This is a genomic window from Opitutaceae bacterium TAV5 (assembly GCA_000242935.3).
In the GTDB taxonomy this organism is placed as follows: Bacteria; Verrucomicrobiota; Verrucomicrobiia; order Opitutales; family Opitutaceae; genus Geminisphaera.
Genome location: CP007053.1, coordinates 4275538 through 4292685 on the forward strand (window position 1 = coordinate 4275538; position 17148 = coordinate 4292685).

The 17148-nt window shown below is 62.4% G+C and carries 12 protein-coding genes; 7 read left to right on the plus strand and 5 right to left on the minus strand.

Annotation, left to right across the window (positions count from 1 at the left end; genetic code table 11):
- Window positions 1–71 precede the first annotated feature (71 nt).
- The 6 genes from malE to OPIT5_18365 all read left to right on the plus strand — a co-directional run bounded on the left by malE (window position 72) and on the right by OPIT5_18365 (window position 7799).
- Entirely contained in the window at window positions 72–1259 is a 1188-nt protein-coding gene (gene malE, locus OPIT5_18340) for a sugar ABC transporter substrate-binding protein (GenBank protein AHF91890.1), read from the plus strand.
- Window positions 1260–1273: 14 nt separating this feature from the next.
- A complete protein-coding gene (gene malF, locus OPIT5_18345) occupies window positions 1274–3010 on the plus strand; it encodes a maltose transporter membrane protein (protein ID AHF91891.1) in 1737 nt (578 codons plus the stop codon).
- A gap of 182 nt (window positions 3011–3192) precedes the next feature.
- Complete coding sequence (malG, locus tag OPIT5_18350) at window positions 3193–4095, plus strand: maltose transporter permease (protein AHF91892.1); 903 nt, start codon at window positions 3193–3195, stop codon at window positions 4093–4095.
- A 170-nt stretch (window positions 4096–4265) separates the two neighbouring features.
- Window positions 4266–5399 (plus strand): sugar ABC transporter ATP-binding protein, encoded by a 1134-nt coding sequence (locus OPIT5_18355; protein AHF91893.1) that lies wholly within the window; start codon window positions 4266–4268, stop codon window positions 5397–5399.
- A gap of 231 nt (window positions 5400–5630) precedes the next feature.
- A complete protein-coding gene (locus OPIT5_18360; protein AHF91894.1) occupies window positions 5631–5855 on the plus strand; it encodes a hypothetical protein in 225 nt (74 codons plus the stop codon).
- A gap of 183 nt (window positions 5856–6038) precedes the next feature.
- Complete coding sequence (locus OPIT5_18365; protein AHF91895.1) at window positions 6039–7799, plus strand: alpha-amylase; 1761 nt, start codon at window positions 6039–6041, stop codon at window positions 7797–7799.
- Between the two features lie 181 nt (window positions 7800–7980).
- Here the strand turns inward: OPIT5_18365 and OPIT5_18370 are convergent, their stop codons facing one another.
- From OPIT5_18370 to OPIT5_18385, 4 genes are all read right to left on the minus strand, one after another.
- Window positions 7981–8679 carry a hypothetical protein gene (locus tag OPIT5_18370; protein AHF91896.1) on the minus strand — a complete coding sequence of 233 codons (699 nt, stop codon included), beginning with the start codon at window positions 8677–8679 and terminating at the stop codon, window positions 7981–7983.
- Window positions 8676–10418 carry a hypothetical protein gene (locus OPIT5_18375; GenBank protein AHF91897.1) on the minus strand — a complete coding sequence of 581 codons (1743 nt, stop codon included), beginning with the start codon at window positions 10416–10418 and terminating at the stop codon, window positions 8676–8678. The genes OPIT5_18370 and OPIT5_18375 overlap by 4 nt, the downstream gene beginning before the upstream one ends.
- A gap of 37 nt (window positions 10419–10455) precedes the next feature.
- Window positions 10456–11580: an autotransporter gene (locus OPIT5_18380; GenBank protein ID AHF91898.1), complete on the minus strand. Its 1125-nt coding sequence runs from the start codon at window positions 11578–11580 to the stop codon at window positions 10456–10458.
- A gap of 78 nt (window positions 11581–11658) precedes the next feature.
- On the minus strand, window positions 11659–12714 hold the full coding sequence (locus OPIT5_18385; GenBank protein ID AHF91899.1) for a transcriptional regulator: 1056 nt from the start codon (window positions 12712–12714) through the stop codon (window positions 11659–11661).
- 160 nt (window positions 12715–12874) lie between these two features.
- Here OPIT5_18385 and OPIT5_18390 point away from each other — a divergent pair, with 160 nt between their 5' ends.
- Window positions 12875–15922 (plus strand): FAD dependent oxidoreductase, encoded by a 3048-nt coding sequence (locus OPIT5_18390; GenBank protein AHF91900.1) that lies wholly within the window; start codon window positions 12875–12877, stop codon window positions 15920–15922.
- A 30-nt stretch (window positions 15923–15952) separates the two neighbouring features.
- Here OPIT5_18390 and OPIT5_18395 read toward each other — a convergent pair whose 3' ends face one another.
- Window positions 15953–17077 carry a LacI family transcriptional regulator gene (locus OPIT5_18395; GenBank protein ID AHF91901.1) on the minus strand — a complete coding sequence of 375 codons (1125 nt, stop codon included), beginning with the start codon at window positions 17075–17077 and terminating at the stop codon, window positions 15953–15955.
- Between the last annotated feature and the right edge of the window lie 71 nt (window positions 17078–17148).

A 17148-nucleotide genomic window follows, 5' to 3' on the forward strand; every position in this document is an offset into this window, starting at 1 on the left:
CCGGAGAGCGGCGGGCGCTTCCCGTCCTCCTCCCCGGTTTTCCCCCGCATTCCCGATCCGTTTTTTCCATTATGAAATACGCAAAAACACTCCTCTGCATCGCCACGGCGCTTGCCGCCGTGCTCCCCGCCGCCCGCGCCTGGGAAGAAGGCAAACTCCTCATCTGGATCAACGGCGACAAAGGTTACCGCGGCCTCCAGCAAGTCGGCGACACATTCGCCAAAGAGCTCGGTGTCCCGGTCAAGGTCGAGGCCCCCGAAGGCGTCACCGACAAGTTTTTCCAGGCCGCGCAGTCCGGCAAAGGTCCCGACATTTTCATGTGGCCGCACGACCGCCTCGGCGAATGGGCCGACGCCGGCATCCTGAAACCCGTCGACATCGACGCCGCCACCAAGGCCAGAATCTTCCCCAAGGCCTGGGATGCCTTCACCCACAAAAACCGTATCTGGGCCTATCCGATGTCGCTCGAGGCCCTCGGCCTCATCTACAACACGAAACTTGTCACCGGCACCCCGCCCACCAACCTCGACGACGTCATCAAGCTCGCCCCCGATCTCCGGAAAAAAGGCATCACCCCCATCATGTGGGACTACGGCACGCCCTTCTTCAGCTGGGGCTTTCTCGCCAGCGACGGCGGCTACGTCTACAAACGCGGCGCCAGCGGCTACGACCTCAACGATGTCGGCGTGAACGCCCCCGGCGCGATCAAGGCGCTCGAGCAGATCGTGGACGTCATCAACCAGGGCATCATGCCCAAGGGCACCACCTATTCCGTCATGGAGTCCAAAATGAACTCCGGCGAACTCGCCATGATGGTTTCCGGTCCCTGGGCCTGGGGCAATCTCCGCAAGAGCAACATCCCCTTCGCCGTCGCCCCCATGCTCGGGGCCAACGGCAAACCCGGAAAACCCTTCGTCGGTGTGCTCGGCGCGATGATCAACCGCAGTTCTCCCAACGCCGACCTTGCCGAGGAGTTTCTGAAAAACCATCTCCTCACCGACGACGGCCTGCGCACGATGAACGCCGACGTCCCCCTCGGCGTGCCGGCCCTCGAAAGTTTCTACAAGGAACTCTCCAAGGACCCCGCCATCGCCGCGACCAAGGCCAGTGTCGATGCCGGCGAACTCATGCCCAACATTCCCGAAATGGGCCGCTTCTGGTCCTCGCTTCAGGCCGCGCTCAGCAATGCGACCAACGGCCAGAGCACGCCCAGGGAGGCCCTCGACCACGCCGCCGCCCGCATGAAGGACGGAAAATAAAAGCCCGGGTTCCCTTGCAGGGGCTTCGCAAACGGACCCCTGCAATCGAAGGTCATCGTTCTCTCCCCTCCATTTCCCGCATGCGCCCCTGGCAAAAGTACCTCTATCACGGCATCGTCTCGCTTCTCGGCCTCACGCTCCTCTACCTCAGTGCGCAGCTCTACCGGGCCGGTTACCCGGGCATCGGCATCGGGCTTCTTCTCGTGGACGCCCTTGCTGTCACGATCTACGTCCGCGCCCGCGCCTACACCTGGCGTTACCTCTTCCCCGGCCTCGTCGGCTTCGGCCTCTTCGTCATCTTCCCGCTGATCTACACCGTTTACGTAAGTTTTACCAACTACAGCTCCGCCAACCTCCTCCGCTTTCCGCAAGTCGTCCGCTATTTCCAGGACGAAACGTACCTCGCTTCCGACGCCCGTTACCCCTTCACGCTCTACCGGGCGGGCGAAGGCGCCGATGCCGCGTATATCCTCGAACTCGCCGACGCCTCCGCCGATCCTGCCAAAACATACCGGACCGCTGCCGTCGCGCTTCCCGAAAAGCCCGAGACGATCCCTGCCACCGAAGTCTCCGCCGGGGCCGGGGCTCCGGAAGCCGCCGCCCTCGCCCTGCGCGACATCATCAAGCTCCGCGCCGCCCTCCAGCACGTCACCATCGAACTTCCCGACGGCACCCTCGCCACCAACACCGGCCTGCGCGACTTCGCCCCCCGCCATCCGCTCTGGCAACACAACCCGGCCGACGACACCTTCAAAAACCTCGTCACCGGCGAAACCATCCGCCCCGACGACACCCTCGGCCGCTACGTTGTCGCTACGCCCGCCGCCTCCGGCGGCAGTTCAGGGTCCGGAGTTCAGCGTCCAGAGTCGGAGTCGGATAGCTCCAGACCTCAAACCCTGAACCCTGAACCTGACGGGAGAGCCGACAGCGCTCCCGCCGCGGTCGGCTCTCCCGTCGGCCCCGGTTACCGCACCTGGATCGGTCTCGCCAACTACACAAAAGTTTTCACCGACAAGGGCATCCAGGGGCCTTTCATCAAGATCTTCATCTGGACGGTCGTTTTTGCTCTCGGCTCCGTCGCCTTCTCGCTCACCGTCGGCATGTTTCTCGCGGTTCTCCTCGAATGGAAAGAACTCCCTTTCCGCCGCGCCTATCGCACCCTGCTGATCCTGCCCTATGCCGTCCCCGCCTTCATCTCGATTCTCATTTTCAAGGGGCTTTTTAACCAGAACTTCGGCGAGATAAACCTCATCCTCAACGCCCTCTTCGGGATCAAGCCCGGGTGGTTTGCCGACCCCACGCTCGCCAAACTGATGATTCTCATCGTCAACACCTGGCTCGGCTTCCCTTACATGATGATCGTCTGCACCGGCATCCTCCAGTCCGTGCCCGACACCATTTACGAAGCCAGCGCCATCGACGGCTCCAACGCCATCCACGACTTCTTCCGGCTCACGCTTCCGCTGATTTTCAAGCCGCTCTTTCCGCTCCTCGTCGCTTCGTTCGCCTTCAATTTTAACAACTTCCTCCTCATCTACCTTCTCACGGCCGGCGGCCCCGACATGGTCGGCGCGGCGACTCCGGCGGGCCAGACGGACATTCTCGTCAGCTACACCTTCCGCATCGCCTTCCGCGACAGCTCGCAAAACTTCGGCTACGCCAGCGCCATCGCCACGGTGATCTTCATCATCGTCGCCCTGATCTCGTGGTGGAATCTCCGCAAACAGAACCTCGGCACACCCAAAGGATGAACCACAGAGGCACAAAAACACAGAGGACAAACCACACGGAGAACACCACTGCCTGCCACAGGGACTTCGCTGTCTGCCCGTGCGATATCCTTTCTCCTCGCAGAGTGTGCCGGTGGATTTCCACGACTCCTCTCTGTGCTTCGATCTCCGTGCCTCTGTGTCTCTGTGGTTAATCAAAAAACATGAAAGCCTCGACCCAACGCCGACTCAAACTCGCCGCCGCGCATGTCTTTCTCATCGGCTTCATCGCGCTGATCCTCTTCCCGTTCCTGATGATCATCGCGATCAGCTTCCGGAAGGGAAACTTCGCCCTCGGCGCGCTCATTCCCACCGGTGACAATTTTTCGTTCGAGCACTGGAAATACGTCCTCGGCATCCCTTACGAGGAGATCGGCGCCGACGGCACCGCGCGTACGGTCAAAGCCACGACACCGGTTCTCCTCTGGTTCTGGAACTCCCTCAAGGTTTCCTTTTCCGCTTCCGCGATGATCATCCTTCTCTCCGGCACCTGCGCCTACGCCTTTGCGCGCATGCAGTTTTATGCCCGCGAGACGCTGCTCAAATCGCTCCTCATCCTCCAGGTGTTCCCGATGGTCCTCGCGCTGGTCGCGCTCTACGCCCTGCTCCAGCTCATCGGAGAGTTTCTCCCCTTTTTCGGACTCAACACGCACCCCGGCCTCATCCTCACCTACCTCGGCGGCGTCGCCGTCTATATCTGGATGATCAAAGGCTATTTTGACACCATCCCCGTGAGTATCGAGGAGTCCGCCAAGATCGACGGGGCCACCCACTTCCAGGCTTTCATTCGCATCCTGCTTCCGATGAGTCTGCCGATTTTCGCGGTTGTCTTCATTCTCAGTTTTATCAGCCACATCTCCGAATACCCGGTCGCCTCCGTCGTTCTCCAGACCGAGGGCAAATGGACGCTTGCGGTGGGCGCCCAGTCGTTCCTCTACGAGCAAAACTATCTTTGGGGAAAGTTCGCCGCCACGGCAGTCCTCTCCGGCCTGCCCATCACGATCATGTTCCTCGTCTGCCAGAAATTCCTCATCTCCGGCCTCACGTCCGGCGGAGTGAAAGAATAAAAATATAATCCCTCCGGAACCAGACCATTGAACAGAAGTTAAGAAGATAACGAAGGCATTGTCACTCTCCACACCTCTGCGCTCAAAACGTTACGCACTCTCAAAAAAACACCCATGAAGCAATCGGGCCTTCGTGACCTTTTTATCTTCTGTTCAAAAAACTTCCTGCCATGGCCACTGTTTCCATAAAAAACCTCGACAAGACCTATCCCGCCTCCGGCAAGAACCCGGCCTTCCGCGCCGTCAAGGGCATCAACCTCGAGATCGAGGACGGCGAGTTCATGGTCCTCGTCGGACCCTCCGGTTGTGGAAAATCCACTACACTCCGCATGATTGCCGGACTCGAAAAAATCACCGGCGGCACCATCCATATCGATGGCATCGAGGTCAACGACCTCCTCCCCAAGGACCGCGGCATTGCGATGGTTTTCCAGAATTACGCCCTCTACCCGCACCTTTCGCTTTTCGAGAACATGGCCTTCGGCCTCCGCCTCGCGCACACGCCGAAAGACGAGATCAACCGCCGAGTCACCGAAGCCGCCACCATCCTCGGCCTCGAAAAAATCCTCGACCGCAAACCCGCCGCCCTTTCCGGCGGACAACGCCAGCGCGTCGCCGTCGGCCGCGCCATCGTCCGCAACCCGAAAGTTTTCCTCTTCGACGAACCTCTCTCCAACCTCGACGCCAAGATGCGCGTGCAGATGCGCTCGGAGATTTCCAAACTCCATGCCCGCCTCGGCACCACGATGATCTATGTGACGCACGACCAGGTGGAGGCGATGACGATGGGCGACCGCATCTGTGTGATGAAAGACGGCATCATCATGCAGGTGGCCGATCCGCTCACCCTCTATCACCAGCCCGACAACCTTTTCGTGGCCGGCTTCATCGGCAGCCCTCCCATGAATCTCCTCCGCGGCAAGATCGAACGCCGCGGCGGCGTCCTCACCTTCGTCGAAGCGGCCGCCGGCCCGGCAGCCTCGTCCGCCATCACGGTCGCCCTCAACGGTCCTCTTGCCGAGCGTGCCGCGAAGTGCGCCGATCGTGAAGTCATCTTCGGCATCCGCCCGGAAAACATTCACGAACACCCTCACACTCCCGAAAACATTCCGATCCGGGCCCACATCGATCTCGCCGAACCGATGGGCGCCGAGACCAATGTCTACCTGAAAACCGCCACCGGAAACCTCATCGCCCGGCTGCACACCGAACGTCTCTTCGACTTCGGCGAAGAACTCACGGTTCACCTCAACCTCGCCAAGGCGCACCTCTTCGATGCCGCCACCGAACAGGTCGTGCGTTGATCCCCCCCGGGGTGGGAATCCAAATTATGAATACATAAGGGAGGTTCCGGGAATTCATTTTTGAACAGAAGGAAACGAAGAGAACGAAGGAAAAATAAAGAAGATCATGAATGATAATTTATTTATTTTAATGAAGTTAAACAGAAGTGGTCAGTCTGCGTCCTTGGTTGTTCTTTGTTCTCTTTGTTACCTTCTGTTCAATTTTTAGAAGTTCCCATAACCCGATCCACCATGCGCAAAATACTCGAAACCGAAGACTACGTTCCCGTCCCCCCGATGATGACGGAGGATCCGTTTTACCGGATGACCTACATCATGAAGCAGGAGATCCGTAAGCACAAGTGGATCGAAGGCGAAAAAGGCCGCCGCCTCACCTGGGAGGAAGCCTGCAAGGAGTGGATCGAAAAACACCAGCCCGCCTTCGAGAAATTTATTAACGAAACGTTGAAGAGCTGATTGCGCATGGAGGGGAAGACAACACGCCGCTCCTTCTCGTGGCGCGGGCGTCCCGCCCGCCTCCGACGTGGCACGGGCATCCTTGCCCGTGAGCGTTGCCTCTCCGCGTATCGCGGGCCTCCCGCCCGCTCCGGAGTGGCACGGGCTTCCAGCCCGTGGACGGCGCTCCGCGCCGCCGGTCTGATGCGGCGCTTCCGTTGTGCCCGTTTCCGCTGCGCCGGCCTTTTCGCCGTCATCATCGGCGTTACCGCCACCGCCTTCGCCCAACTCGCCCCGCCCGCCACCTCTGCTCCCTGGTGGCGCACCGCCGTTTTCTACCAGATATTCGTCCGGTCCTTTGCCGACGCCCGCACTGGTCCGCTGGCCAATGACGGCATCGGCGATCTGCAAGGCCTCATCGAACGTCTCGACTATCTCAACGACGGCGATCCCGTCACCACCACCGACCTCGGTGTTACCGCGATCTGGCTCCTCCCGATCAATCCCTCTCCGGGCTATCACGGCTACGATGTGACCGATTACTTCGAGGTGCACCCCGATTACGGTGACATCGCCTTGATGCGACGCCTCGTCGCGGAGGCTCATCGGCGAGGCATCCATGTCATCATCGACCTCGTTCTCAACCATGCCTCCGCGCAGCATCCTGCGTTCCTTGCCGCCCTTCGTCCCGACGCCACGGCGGAGCAACGTGATTTTTTCCGTTTTTCTGCCACGCCCGAAACCTCCGCCGGTCCCTGGGGCCAGCGCGTCTGGCATCCGTTGCCGTCCGCCCAAACCCCGGATTCCACACTCCAGACCCCGAATCCGGACGAGCCTCCGGCGCGCTACTATTACGGCATCTTCGATGCCGGCATGCCTGACTGGAATTTCCGCAACTCTGCCGTCACCGACCATCATCGCCGCGTCGCAAAATTCTGGTTACAGGATATCGGTGTGGACGGCTTTCGCCTGGATGCCGTCCGTTACCTGTACGAAGACGGCGACATCCTCCAGGACACCCCCGAAACCAAACGCTGGCTCCGCGAGTTCACCGCCTGGTGCCATCAGCTCAAGCCCGATGCCTTCATCATCGGCGAAGTCTGGGCCGACACCGCGCAAGCCGCCAGCTATGTAACCGAAGACGGACTCGACACCGCTTTCGAATTCGACCTCGCCAGGGCCACGATCGACACGGCGTCTTTCGGCACGCCCGGCATCCTCCGCGATCGTCTTGCCCGCACCCGCGACGCCTATGGTTCCCGCCCCTGGGCGACTTTCCTTGCCAATCACGACCAGGAACGCGCTGCCAGCCAGCTCTCTTCCGATCCGGCCAAACTGCGACTCGCCGCCGCGCTCCAGTTCACGCTCCCCGGCATCCCCTTCATCTACTACGGCGAGGAAATCGGCATGACCGGCCGCAAACCCGACCCCGACCTGCGCACGCCCATGCAGTGGACGCCCGATGCGCCCAACGCCGGTTTCACCTCACCCGCGGTCAAACCTTGGCACGCCCTCAATCCCGACTACCCGACGATCAACGTCGCCAGCCAGACCGCCTCGCCAGCCAACAACTCCGGATCCCAAACCCTGAACACCCGGCCGGAGCCGGCATCCGATACCGGGTCCCTGCTCGCGCTCTATCGCCGTCTCATCCGCCTGCGTACCGGGACCGACAGCGATGCCCTGCGTGCCGGGCGTCCGCTTGCCTTCACCTTCGAAGGCCGCGGACTCTACGCCGACCTCCGCGAGAGCGAGACCGACGCCATCCTTGTCCTCGCCAACACATCCACCGCCCCGCGCGAACTCACGGCCCTGGAGCTTCCGGACTCTTTCCCGGCCGCCGCTGCCACGCTGCTTTTGGACTCGTCGGCTTCCGTAGACCATTCCGCGCCGGAACCGCTTTCTCTCCCGCTCGCCTTGCCCGGAGGAGCCATCCTGATTTATCACTGGGAAAAGGATTCCTGACGCGGCTTTATACCAAAGCCCCAAAGCCTTCAGATTTTTACACAAAGGTCGCAAAGAGCGCAAAGGATTGCCAGTTACCTTCTTCGCGTCCTTTGCGGCCTTTGTGTAAAATCAAAAACACTCGGAACGCTGGTATTACCCGGGTGAACATGTCGCAGGGGGGGCGTTGCGGCGCTGCCGGTTATTTCAGAACATACCAGAGCGTCATGTTGGGATCAGATACGGAGTTTACCACAACGTCGGCACGGGAGAGGCGACGGACGTGGGCGTCCCAGTAGGCGACGTTGAGCTTGCCGCCGTGGCGATACGCAACGGCCTTGGTCTTTTTTGTCGTCGGAGCGGATTCGTCGTAGTCGTCGGTGTGGTCCCAGTCGATCAGCCAGTCGACGGCGTCGGCCCAGGCCAGGCTGGAACTCGGGCGGACGACTTCGCTTTGCGTGAACCGGCGTTCGCCGCTGGTTTTCTGGGTCACGTTGTAGCCGTAGGAAAAACCGGCGTAGGTGTCGGGATGCAACTCGGGCGTATTGCCTGCGGCTACGCTGGTAGGACAAAGAAACTCGATCGGCCACTTGGGCGAGTTGGGATTTCTTGCGGTAAGGTAGCTGTAAAATTCTTTATTGATAAACCATTTGCGCTCGGGGTCGCTGCCGCTTCCATCGCCGAGTGCGGCCATGGCGAATTTGCCGTTGTGATCCTGCGCGTAAAGGATGTTGGCGAGCTGGATCTGGCGGAGGTTGCTGCCGCATTGCGCGGCGCGGGCGGACTCGCGGACCTTGCCGACGGTGGGAATGATGATGGCGGCGAGGATGCCGATGATGGCAATCACGGTGAGGAGTTCGACCAGCGTGAAGGCGGCAGGCGTGGGGCGGGTGGTGTTCATGGCGTTGGTGACGGCAGGGGGGTCTGGAGGCGGAGTTGCAGTTGGGCTTCGTAAAGATTGGGAGGGTCGGGAACCTCGCCGGTACCTTCGATCCGGCAGCCGGATTGTTCACCGGCGGGGACACGGTCGGATTTCTGGCCGGGGCGGCGGGTCCAGGTGGGTTGAGAGCCTTGCAGGCCGACGATGGCGCCGTGCGGCGTGAGATCGGCCCAGCCGACCATGTAGTTGTTGTCGGCAGGCGTGCGGATGTTCCAGTTGACGAAACGTGCTCCCATGACGGGTCCGCCGTTGCCGCCGTGGGAGCCGTCGTTGGTCACGAGCGTGACATCGGTGCGGAGGTTTTCGAAGGGTTCGCGGCGGTGGGAATCGAAAACACCGTGGTCCATGATGCCGCGCATCCAGACATTGCCGGTGCTTTGGGATTCGATGTTGAGGCCGTGGAGAGGGCGGCTTTCGATGCGGAAGTCGCTGATGAGGTTGTCGTGGCTGCTGGAGCGGGTGAGGGTGCCGTGGTGGTGGTCAAGGGTTTCGGGGCGGCTGGCCTTGAGCGTGAAGCGGGTGAGGGTGATGTTTTTGGCGCAGGTGAGATTGGGGCCGTTGTCGGCGTCGATCAGGGTGACGTCGCGCAGCCAGCAATGGATGGCGTTGTTGAAATAAGGGCCGTTCCAGCCTTCTTCGCTGTGGTGCATTTTTTTGTCCCACGTGTAGGCGCGGTTGAAGCGGAGCGTGAGATTTTCGATGCCGCTTTCATGGAGAAGCGGGCCCATGCGCTGGAGGACGGGTTGCCATTCGGAGCGCACGTCGAAACGCAACGGCTGGCGAAGCGTGACGGTCGAGGTGGCGGGATTCCATGCGGCGACTTCGACGGGCCAGCGCAGGTTTTCGGGCTTTTTCCATGCCATGCCCCAGGCTGCGCCGGCACCGCCGTTCCAGGGGAAGGATGCCGCCCAGGGACCATCGCCGGCGAGGTGCCTGGCGAGGGAATGATCGGTGGGGTGGATGAGCTGGAGGAGCACCATATCCCCGGGGCGCGGTGCGGCGGCGCTGCCGGCGGGCGCAAGGTCCAGGGTGAGCGTGCGATCGCCGCGCCGGGCAGGCCTGGATACGCGGCCGATGTCGCCGGTGGCGAGCCAGTGAAAGCGGTAGTTTTTCCGGTCGACGGGCGAGTCGGGCGCGGTGCCTTCGGGGCGCCAGGTGGTGCCGCGTTCCTTGGGCGCGAACCAGATGAGGCCGCCTTCGTAGCTCCAGCGGGTGATGGCTGTTCCGTTGGTGACGAGGTCAAAGGTGCCATACGCGCGATTGAGTGGCTGGGTGAAAATGATTTCGACTCCGTTCTGGCTTTCGCCCCGGAGGACGGTGCGGCTGGTGTGAACGAAAAGGGCCTGGCTGACATTGTAGTTGCCGTTGGGAAAATACACGACGCCGCCCTTGTCGGGGTCGACGGACTGGAGCGCGGAGCGGATGGCGACGCTGTCGTCGGTGACGCCGTCGCCTCTGGCTCCGTAGCGGGTCACGTCGTGGACGGGCCCGTCGAGGTGCGGGAGAGATTTTTCTCCGTATTGGTATCCCGCATACGAACAGTTGGGGATGTCGGGATGGGTGTCGGGCGTTTTTGCATATTCGGTCCAGAGCGCTGATACGGGAGCAGTCGGGGGATTCGCAAACGCCGTTGCCGCCAGCCCCGCCGGGATGGCGGGAAATATCATTGCGAGGAAACAGGTCGGATACGGGAGTTTCATGGGGAACCCGGATTTGAGGGGAGGGCCCGGGCGGATATCAGCCCTGCTGACGACGGTGCCAGACCACGAGAGCCAGCACAAGTCCGCCGAGCAGTGCCGCAGCGGTGGACGATTCCGGAATGGCGCTGAACGAGAGCACGCCATCGTTGCCGAGACTGGCGATGTAGTTGGCGTTGTCGTAATTGATGAACGTCAGGTTGGCGACGGACCCGGAGCTGAAGTCCCTGAAAAGCGCGTAGGTCACGCTGTAGTCGGTGATGCTGTTGGTGAGGTCGATGATTCCTCCGGTGATGCTGAATGTGCCGGTTCCGGAGCCGATGATCTGATCGTGGCTGGAGACGCTTTCGAAGGAAAATCCGAGCGTGCCTGCGCTCATGGAAAAAGACTTGTCCGCCTTGAGAATGATCGACCCCACGCCGGCCTCGTTCATCGTGAGCGAGCCGCCCGAAACCGCCACATTGCCCGAGCCGAGGGCGGCGGTGTGATTTGCGTTCACGGTGCCGGCTTCCACGGTGAAGGTCTTGTCGGCTCCAAATGTGTTGGCTGCGCCAAGGGTAAGCGTGCCGGCTCCGGTTTTGGTGAGGTTGTAGTTGCCTGTGATGTCGGCGGTGATCGTCAGGGCCGCGCCGGCGTTTTTGACGTGGAAATTTCCATCGGCTCCCACCGCCATGCGTAAGCGTCCGGTGCCCTCCGTGCTGGTCGTTCCGGAAATCACCAGGGTGGCAGTGGTCACGTTGCTGCCGAGCAGGATGAGGTCGCCTGCCGCACCGCCGGCAGCGGTCGCTGCCGAGCTGCCGCCGCCACCGCTGAGTGTGAACACACGGTTCGAGGACTGGCCCGATGCAATCGCCATGGAGGCGGAGGTGTTGGTATTCCAGACGAGGTCTCCCCATGTCAGTGTGTTGCCGGTCGTCAGGCTGGTGTTGGGGACAGATGAAAAGACAACCTCGTCCGAGGTGGCGGGAGCGCCCGTGGGAGTCCAGTTGCTGGCTCCGGCCAGATTGGTCGAACTCGAGGCGGTCCACTCCTTCGTCGCGGCCTGCGCGGATTGCAGTGCCATGCACAGGCACCCGATCAGGGTCGCGACCGCAAGTCTGGAGGTAATCGAAAAACCCGAAGCGGGCATAGTGGGGACGGGGAGGGATGAATTGGGTGATTTCATGGTGTGCAACCTTATGCCCCCGGAATTTCGTCGGGCAACCCTCACGCAATTCAAATTGTTGAGCAGGGAGTGATGTTTCTACAAGCGGGCCGTCCGTTTTGTTTTTCGAGGCGATTTCCGGAGGGTTTCGCCTTCGTGAAATTCGCCGGAAATCATGTAATGGCGCGGGGTGTCGAGGATGCCGCAGGCTTGTTCGTGGATGAGGGAGACGAGGAAGTGAATGGCGTTGGTGGCTAGGGTCTCGGCCTTGGTGTTGAATCCGGAAAATTTCACATGCGGCTCGGTGTGGTAGCTCTTGCGGGTGAGCAGGGAAAAACCGATGTCGCGGGGAAATTGCCAGCCTCGAGCGGTGAGGATGTCGTATTGTTCCAGATACGCGACGATGACATCGATGCGGTTGGATCGTATCCAGCTTTCGATTTCATCCGGATTTTCCAGATCATGGTCGAGAACGAGCGGAGTCGGAATCGCGTTGGGGTGCAGGGCGTAATGATCGTAGAGCCAGGCGGCATGGATGCGGCCGGCCGTGTGCCTTTCGATGCTGGGCAGGAGGCAGAAGCCGATGCGCGAGTAGCCCTTGGCGCGAAGAACGTTGAGGTGGCTCAGGGTGTTCTGGAAGTGGTCCAGCACGGCGCGGTTGAAGGCCGGCCGGGGCGCGGAATGTCCATAGGCGACCACCGGCCACTTTTCCCATGCGACTTCGGCGAGGGGGTCGGGGTTGAGAAAGGGGCCGATCATGACGCCGCGCACCCCGCGGCTCCACCAGATGGAATGCAGGCGCTTGAGATCGGGCATGCCGCCGGTGAGGAGATACCGCTGGAGGTTGTAGCCGAGGCGTGTGGCCTGGTCCCGGGCGTACTGGTAAGTGATGGCGGCGAAGGCATCGCCGGCGTCGTCGCGGTCGGTGAGGTAGGCGAGTTCGCTATGGACGGGATGGGGGCGGCGGGAATTGCGGTAGGCGGCGAGGGCGCCGAGGGCGGCGTCGGGGACGTAGCCCATCCTGGCGGCAAGTTTCCGGACTTTCATGCGGGTTTTTTCAGAAAGCCGGGGATCGTTGCGGAGGGCGAGCGAGACCGAGGAGTAGTGCAGGCCGGCGCGGGTGGCGATTTCCCGGATGGTGATCCGTTTTTCCATGCTCAACTTGTTGAACACGGGGCGACGTGACGTCAAGGAACCGGCGTGAGACAAGCGGAGAGTGGCTGCGCGGGTGCGCGGCGTCCTTTGCCATTTTACCATGAGTTTTCCCGAGCCTTCTGTTTCTTCCGACGGGGTCTGCGCCTGTTCGCCGTATGGTTTGTCTTCCGGGGAACGGTCCGCTTTCGACAGCGTCTTCGATGTCGGTGTCATGGGGGCCGGATACATCGGAGCGGGGGCGGTGAGGGAGTTCCTGGCGCGAGGTCTGCGGGTGCTCGTTGTCGAACCGACTGGGCAGCTGTTGCGGGAATCGAGCCGCGCTCTGGAGAATCGGGTCGGGAGGGCGGAGGCAAGCGCGGCGGCCGGTGAAGGCTGGTCCCGGTGGCTGGAGTGGCTGGCCGGACTCGAACGGAGCGGAGCCGTGCGCAACGGATGTCTCGATGGCGCGTTTGCGGAGATCGCATTGTCGCGTGAATGGCTGGAGGCGCAGGAGGCGGGGAAATTACGTGTATTGTTTTATGCGACGCCGGTGGCGGTGGAATGGAGTGGCGGGCCCGGAGAAGCGGATCCCGGTGGCAGGATCGGCGCCGTGGTGCTGGGAACAAAGGCCGGGCTGCGTCGGGTGTGCGCCACGAGCTGGCTGGATGCGTCCGAAGAGGGCGTGCTCGTCAGGCTGTGCCGGGAGGAAAGGTTGACTGCCGGAGCGGGGAAACCCGCGCCGCATGCGCGCGCGGGCGAAACAGGCGGGCGGCAGCCTGTCGCGTGTTATCATGGCGTGGCGCTCCAGTCGCGGGCGTGGGCGCGCTACGAGGAGCCGGTGCGAAGGTTTTGCGAGGCGCGAAGCGTGACGCTGGCGGAGTCGGCGCGGGCGAGCGAGCGACGGCTGTTTTGGCGGACGGGCAACGGGACGACGGCGGGCGGCGGATGGCATCGCGAGGTGGCCAGGTTGCTCGCGGCATTGCGGGCGGCAGTGCCGATGGGGACCGAGGTCGTGGTGAGCCATTGCGGGATGGAGCCGTTCCCGGTTTGGCAGAACGGGAGTGGAGGCTGCCCGGGCGGCGTCACGGGCGATCGCACCGGCGGCGTGGCAGTGATACGGAATGCAGGCGTCGCAAGTCCCGCGTTTCGCGAGGTGGCGGCGGCGTCGATCGGCGAACGGTTTGCCTGGGGCGTGCAGTGCGCGCGGGAACTGGCGGCAATGACGGGGGAACATGGCGGTGTTTCGGATCGGTCGGTGGCTGCGGCAAGGATGGCGATGGCTGACGGGAGCGGGGAGGGCATTGTGCCGGTGCGGACTATTGTCTGCGACGTGCTCGTCGCGGGCGCCGGGACAGCCGGAGCGCTGGCGGCAATCGCCGCGGCGCGCGAGGGCGCGAAGGTGTGTGCGCTGGATCTGGCCACATTCCCCGGCGGGACGGGCACGGGCGCGGCGATCAGCGGGTATTTTCACGGACTGGAGGGCGGGTTGCAGGAGGAGACAGACCGTCTGACCGCAGAGATGAATGTGTTGCTGGAGGGAGAGCGTGGACCGTCGCGGCGCTGGCACCATGACGGGAAAAAAATCGCGCTGCTGATGTGTTTTGAAAAATACGGTGTCGGGTTTCTCGGCGGCACGCTGTTGTGCGGTGCGGAGAGGGATGCTGCGGGGAGGGTTTCGGCGGTGGTTGCCGCGACGTCCGGCGGTCTGGTGCGGTTTGAGGCGACGGCATTTGTCGACAGCACCGGAGACGGAGACCTGTGCGCGCTGGCGGGCGCGGAGTTTTTCTGCGGGCGGCCCGGTGATGGGCGTGCGGTGGCGTTTACCCAGGCGGCGCTGGTCCTCAAAAATGTCGGAAACGAAGGCAGCAGCGGTGGCGAGAGCGACGGAGGAAAACCGGAGGTGGTTGCACGGAATTTCGATGCGGGCTGGACAGACGCGACAGACATCGAGGCCTTGTCGCAGGCACGGTTGCTTGGCGTGGCGCAGCACTGGAGGGAGGAGTGGACGGCGGCGGATCGTCCGCTGGCCATGGCGGCATTGCCGGGCATCCGCCAGTCGCGCAACATCATCACGGACTACACGCTGACGCTGGCGGATCTGGTGGCGCACGAGCGTTTCCCGGATGCGATTTGCAAGGTGGGGGCGGTCGCGGACACCCACTCGGTGGATTTCGAGTTCGAGGAGGATGAGGCGGTATTTTATTTCTGGGCATGCCGGCTTTTCCGGCACCCGCTGGAAACGTCGTTGCCCTACCGTGTGATGCTGCCGCGCGGCCTGGCCAATGTATGGATCGCCTGCCGTGCCGCCGGCATGGATGCGACGGCATCCTACGCGGTCCGCATGCAGCGCGACATGCAGCGTCTTGGCGAGGTGGCCGGAGTGGCCGCGGCGCGGGCAGCGCGGACCGGCGCGGGATGCGGCTCGCGGGAGGTGGATGTGGCAGCGTTGCAGGCGCAACCGGGCTGCAAGGGAAGCGGCAAGAGGACCGGAAGTATCGGGGGCAACGGTGATGACGCTCGCAGTGGCGACGAAATCACGCCCGCAGAGGCGGCGGCATTGCTGGCGGCGGGAGCTCCGGGCCTGTACCTGTGGCGGATTTTCCGGCATCCGGAAGCGCATCGCAGTCTGGTGGAGACGGCGCTTGAGTCAGCAAATGCGGATACGTCTTTTTATGCGGCAACGATCCTTGCCATGTGGGGCGACGCGAGCGCCGAGCCGCGCCTGCTGGCGGCAATCGAACAGCGCGAAGAGGGTCCGCCGCCCTCGCCGGGAAACACCGGAGCTTACGGTCAGGAGATCGACATCCCGTTCTGGTTGCTCGCGGTGGTGCTGTTGCGCCGCTGCGGAACGTTCCGGTGCGCGGCGACGCTGCGGGATCTCGCGGCCAATCGGGATGCCATCCTGAATGTGAGAACAGCCATCGCCCTGACTGTCGAGCGGCTGGCCTCCGGAAATAAAATCACGCCGGCCGAAGCGCTGGAAATGGCCGGGTTGCTGCTGGCCCATCCGGCGCCGGACCGGATGCTGGCTCCCTCGCGCTCGATCTGGCGCGCGCTCCGGGCCGAGCCGCAGCTCCGCCTGCGCAATGATTGCGGCGTGGATACGCGGCAGGATCATCTGTGGCAGGTGCACCTTGTCGCCAGCCGGATCAGGGAACGGGCGATCAATGAAGCTGGCGCCGCACAGCGGCATTTTCGGGACCGGGTGTCTTCGACCGGTGTCCATTGATCCCGAATCCGGTCTCCTCCCTTGCCTGCCTCACCGCAGCGTCGTCCCTTCATGCCACGCGCCTGGCAGCAGATGTACCCGGCGATCCTTCGGTATTCCGCGCTCGTTGTTTCGTATCCGGCCCACCAGGATATCGACGGCGAACGCCGCCAATCCTGCCACTGGCTCCAGAATCCCCGAAAAACCGCCCGGATTCGGAAAATCTTTCGGGACATAACACGGCACCACCAGCAACGCCACACCCACATCCTCAGGAAACCTTACCCCCATCCGTCGCAGTGACGCCAGACACCCAAAATCCTCCCCCATTGTAATGATTGCGTCCGGCCTCCACTTGCGGAACCACGTTTCAAACCGCCCCCCCGAATGCGCCTCGTCATCCAGCAACGGCGGGATTTTGACCACGCCCCGCGCCGCTCCCGTCCCATAATGCCTCACCTGTTGCGCCAGGAATGCCCCCATCCACAACCCCGCCGTGCGCTCGCTGTAATTTTCCGTCATTGAAAATCCGATACGTACGAACCCGCGTTCCCGCACCGCCGAGTAGCACAACTCCATCGTCTGGAAATGGTCCACCGACACGCGGTCAACGGGAGGCCAGTCCACGCTCCGTCCCAAAGTCACCGCCGCGAACCGCCCAATCTCCAGCTCGATTCGCGCGTGCGGTCGCGGACGCGGCCCGAACGCCACCCCCGCGATTCCACGCGCACTAAAAATCTGCGCATAACGTTTGGGTGAATACCCCGGTTCATATTCCCAAAAATACTCCATCCCGTAACCCATAACCTCCGCCCGCGCCCGCGCCGCTTGAAACAACAACTGCTCGTAACCGCTCGCCGCCGGCGGCAACCCTCCGAACCATGCCAGCGACTCCTGTGTCGCTGACCGCCGTTTCCAACGATACGCGCTCAAACTCAACAACGCCGGATCAGGCCGGTAACCCATCTCCCCGGCCTTCTCCATAATCTGCCGTCGCGTTTCCTCCGAATGCCTGCCCCCCTTGGCCAGCACGCGTGACACCGTTGCCTGGCTCACGCCCAGCCGCCGCGCCAACTCCCGTTGCGTCCAACGTTTCGGCGTTTCCCATGCCCCTTCTTCCTCACTCGCCTTGTTGTTTCCCTCCAGCTTCTTCCGTGTTTTCTCAACTGAACTCATGCCTTCAGCGTAATTTTGCGTATCAGGATACGCAACAAAGAAATCGTTCGCCGCGCATCTCCAATTACCTT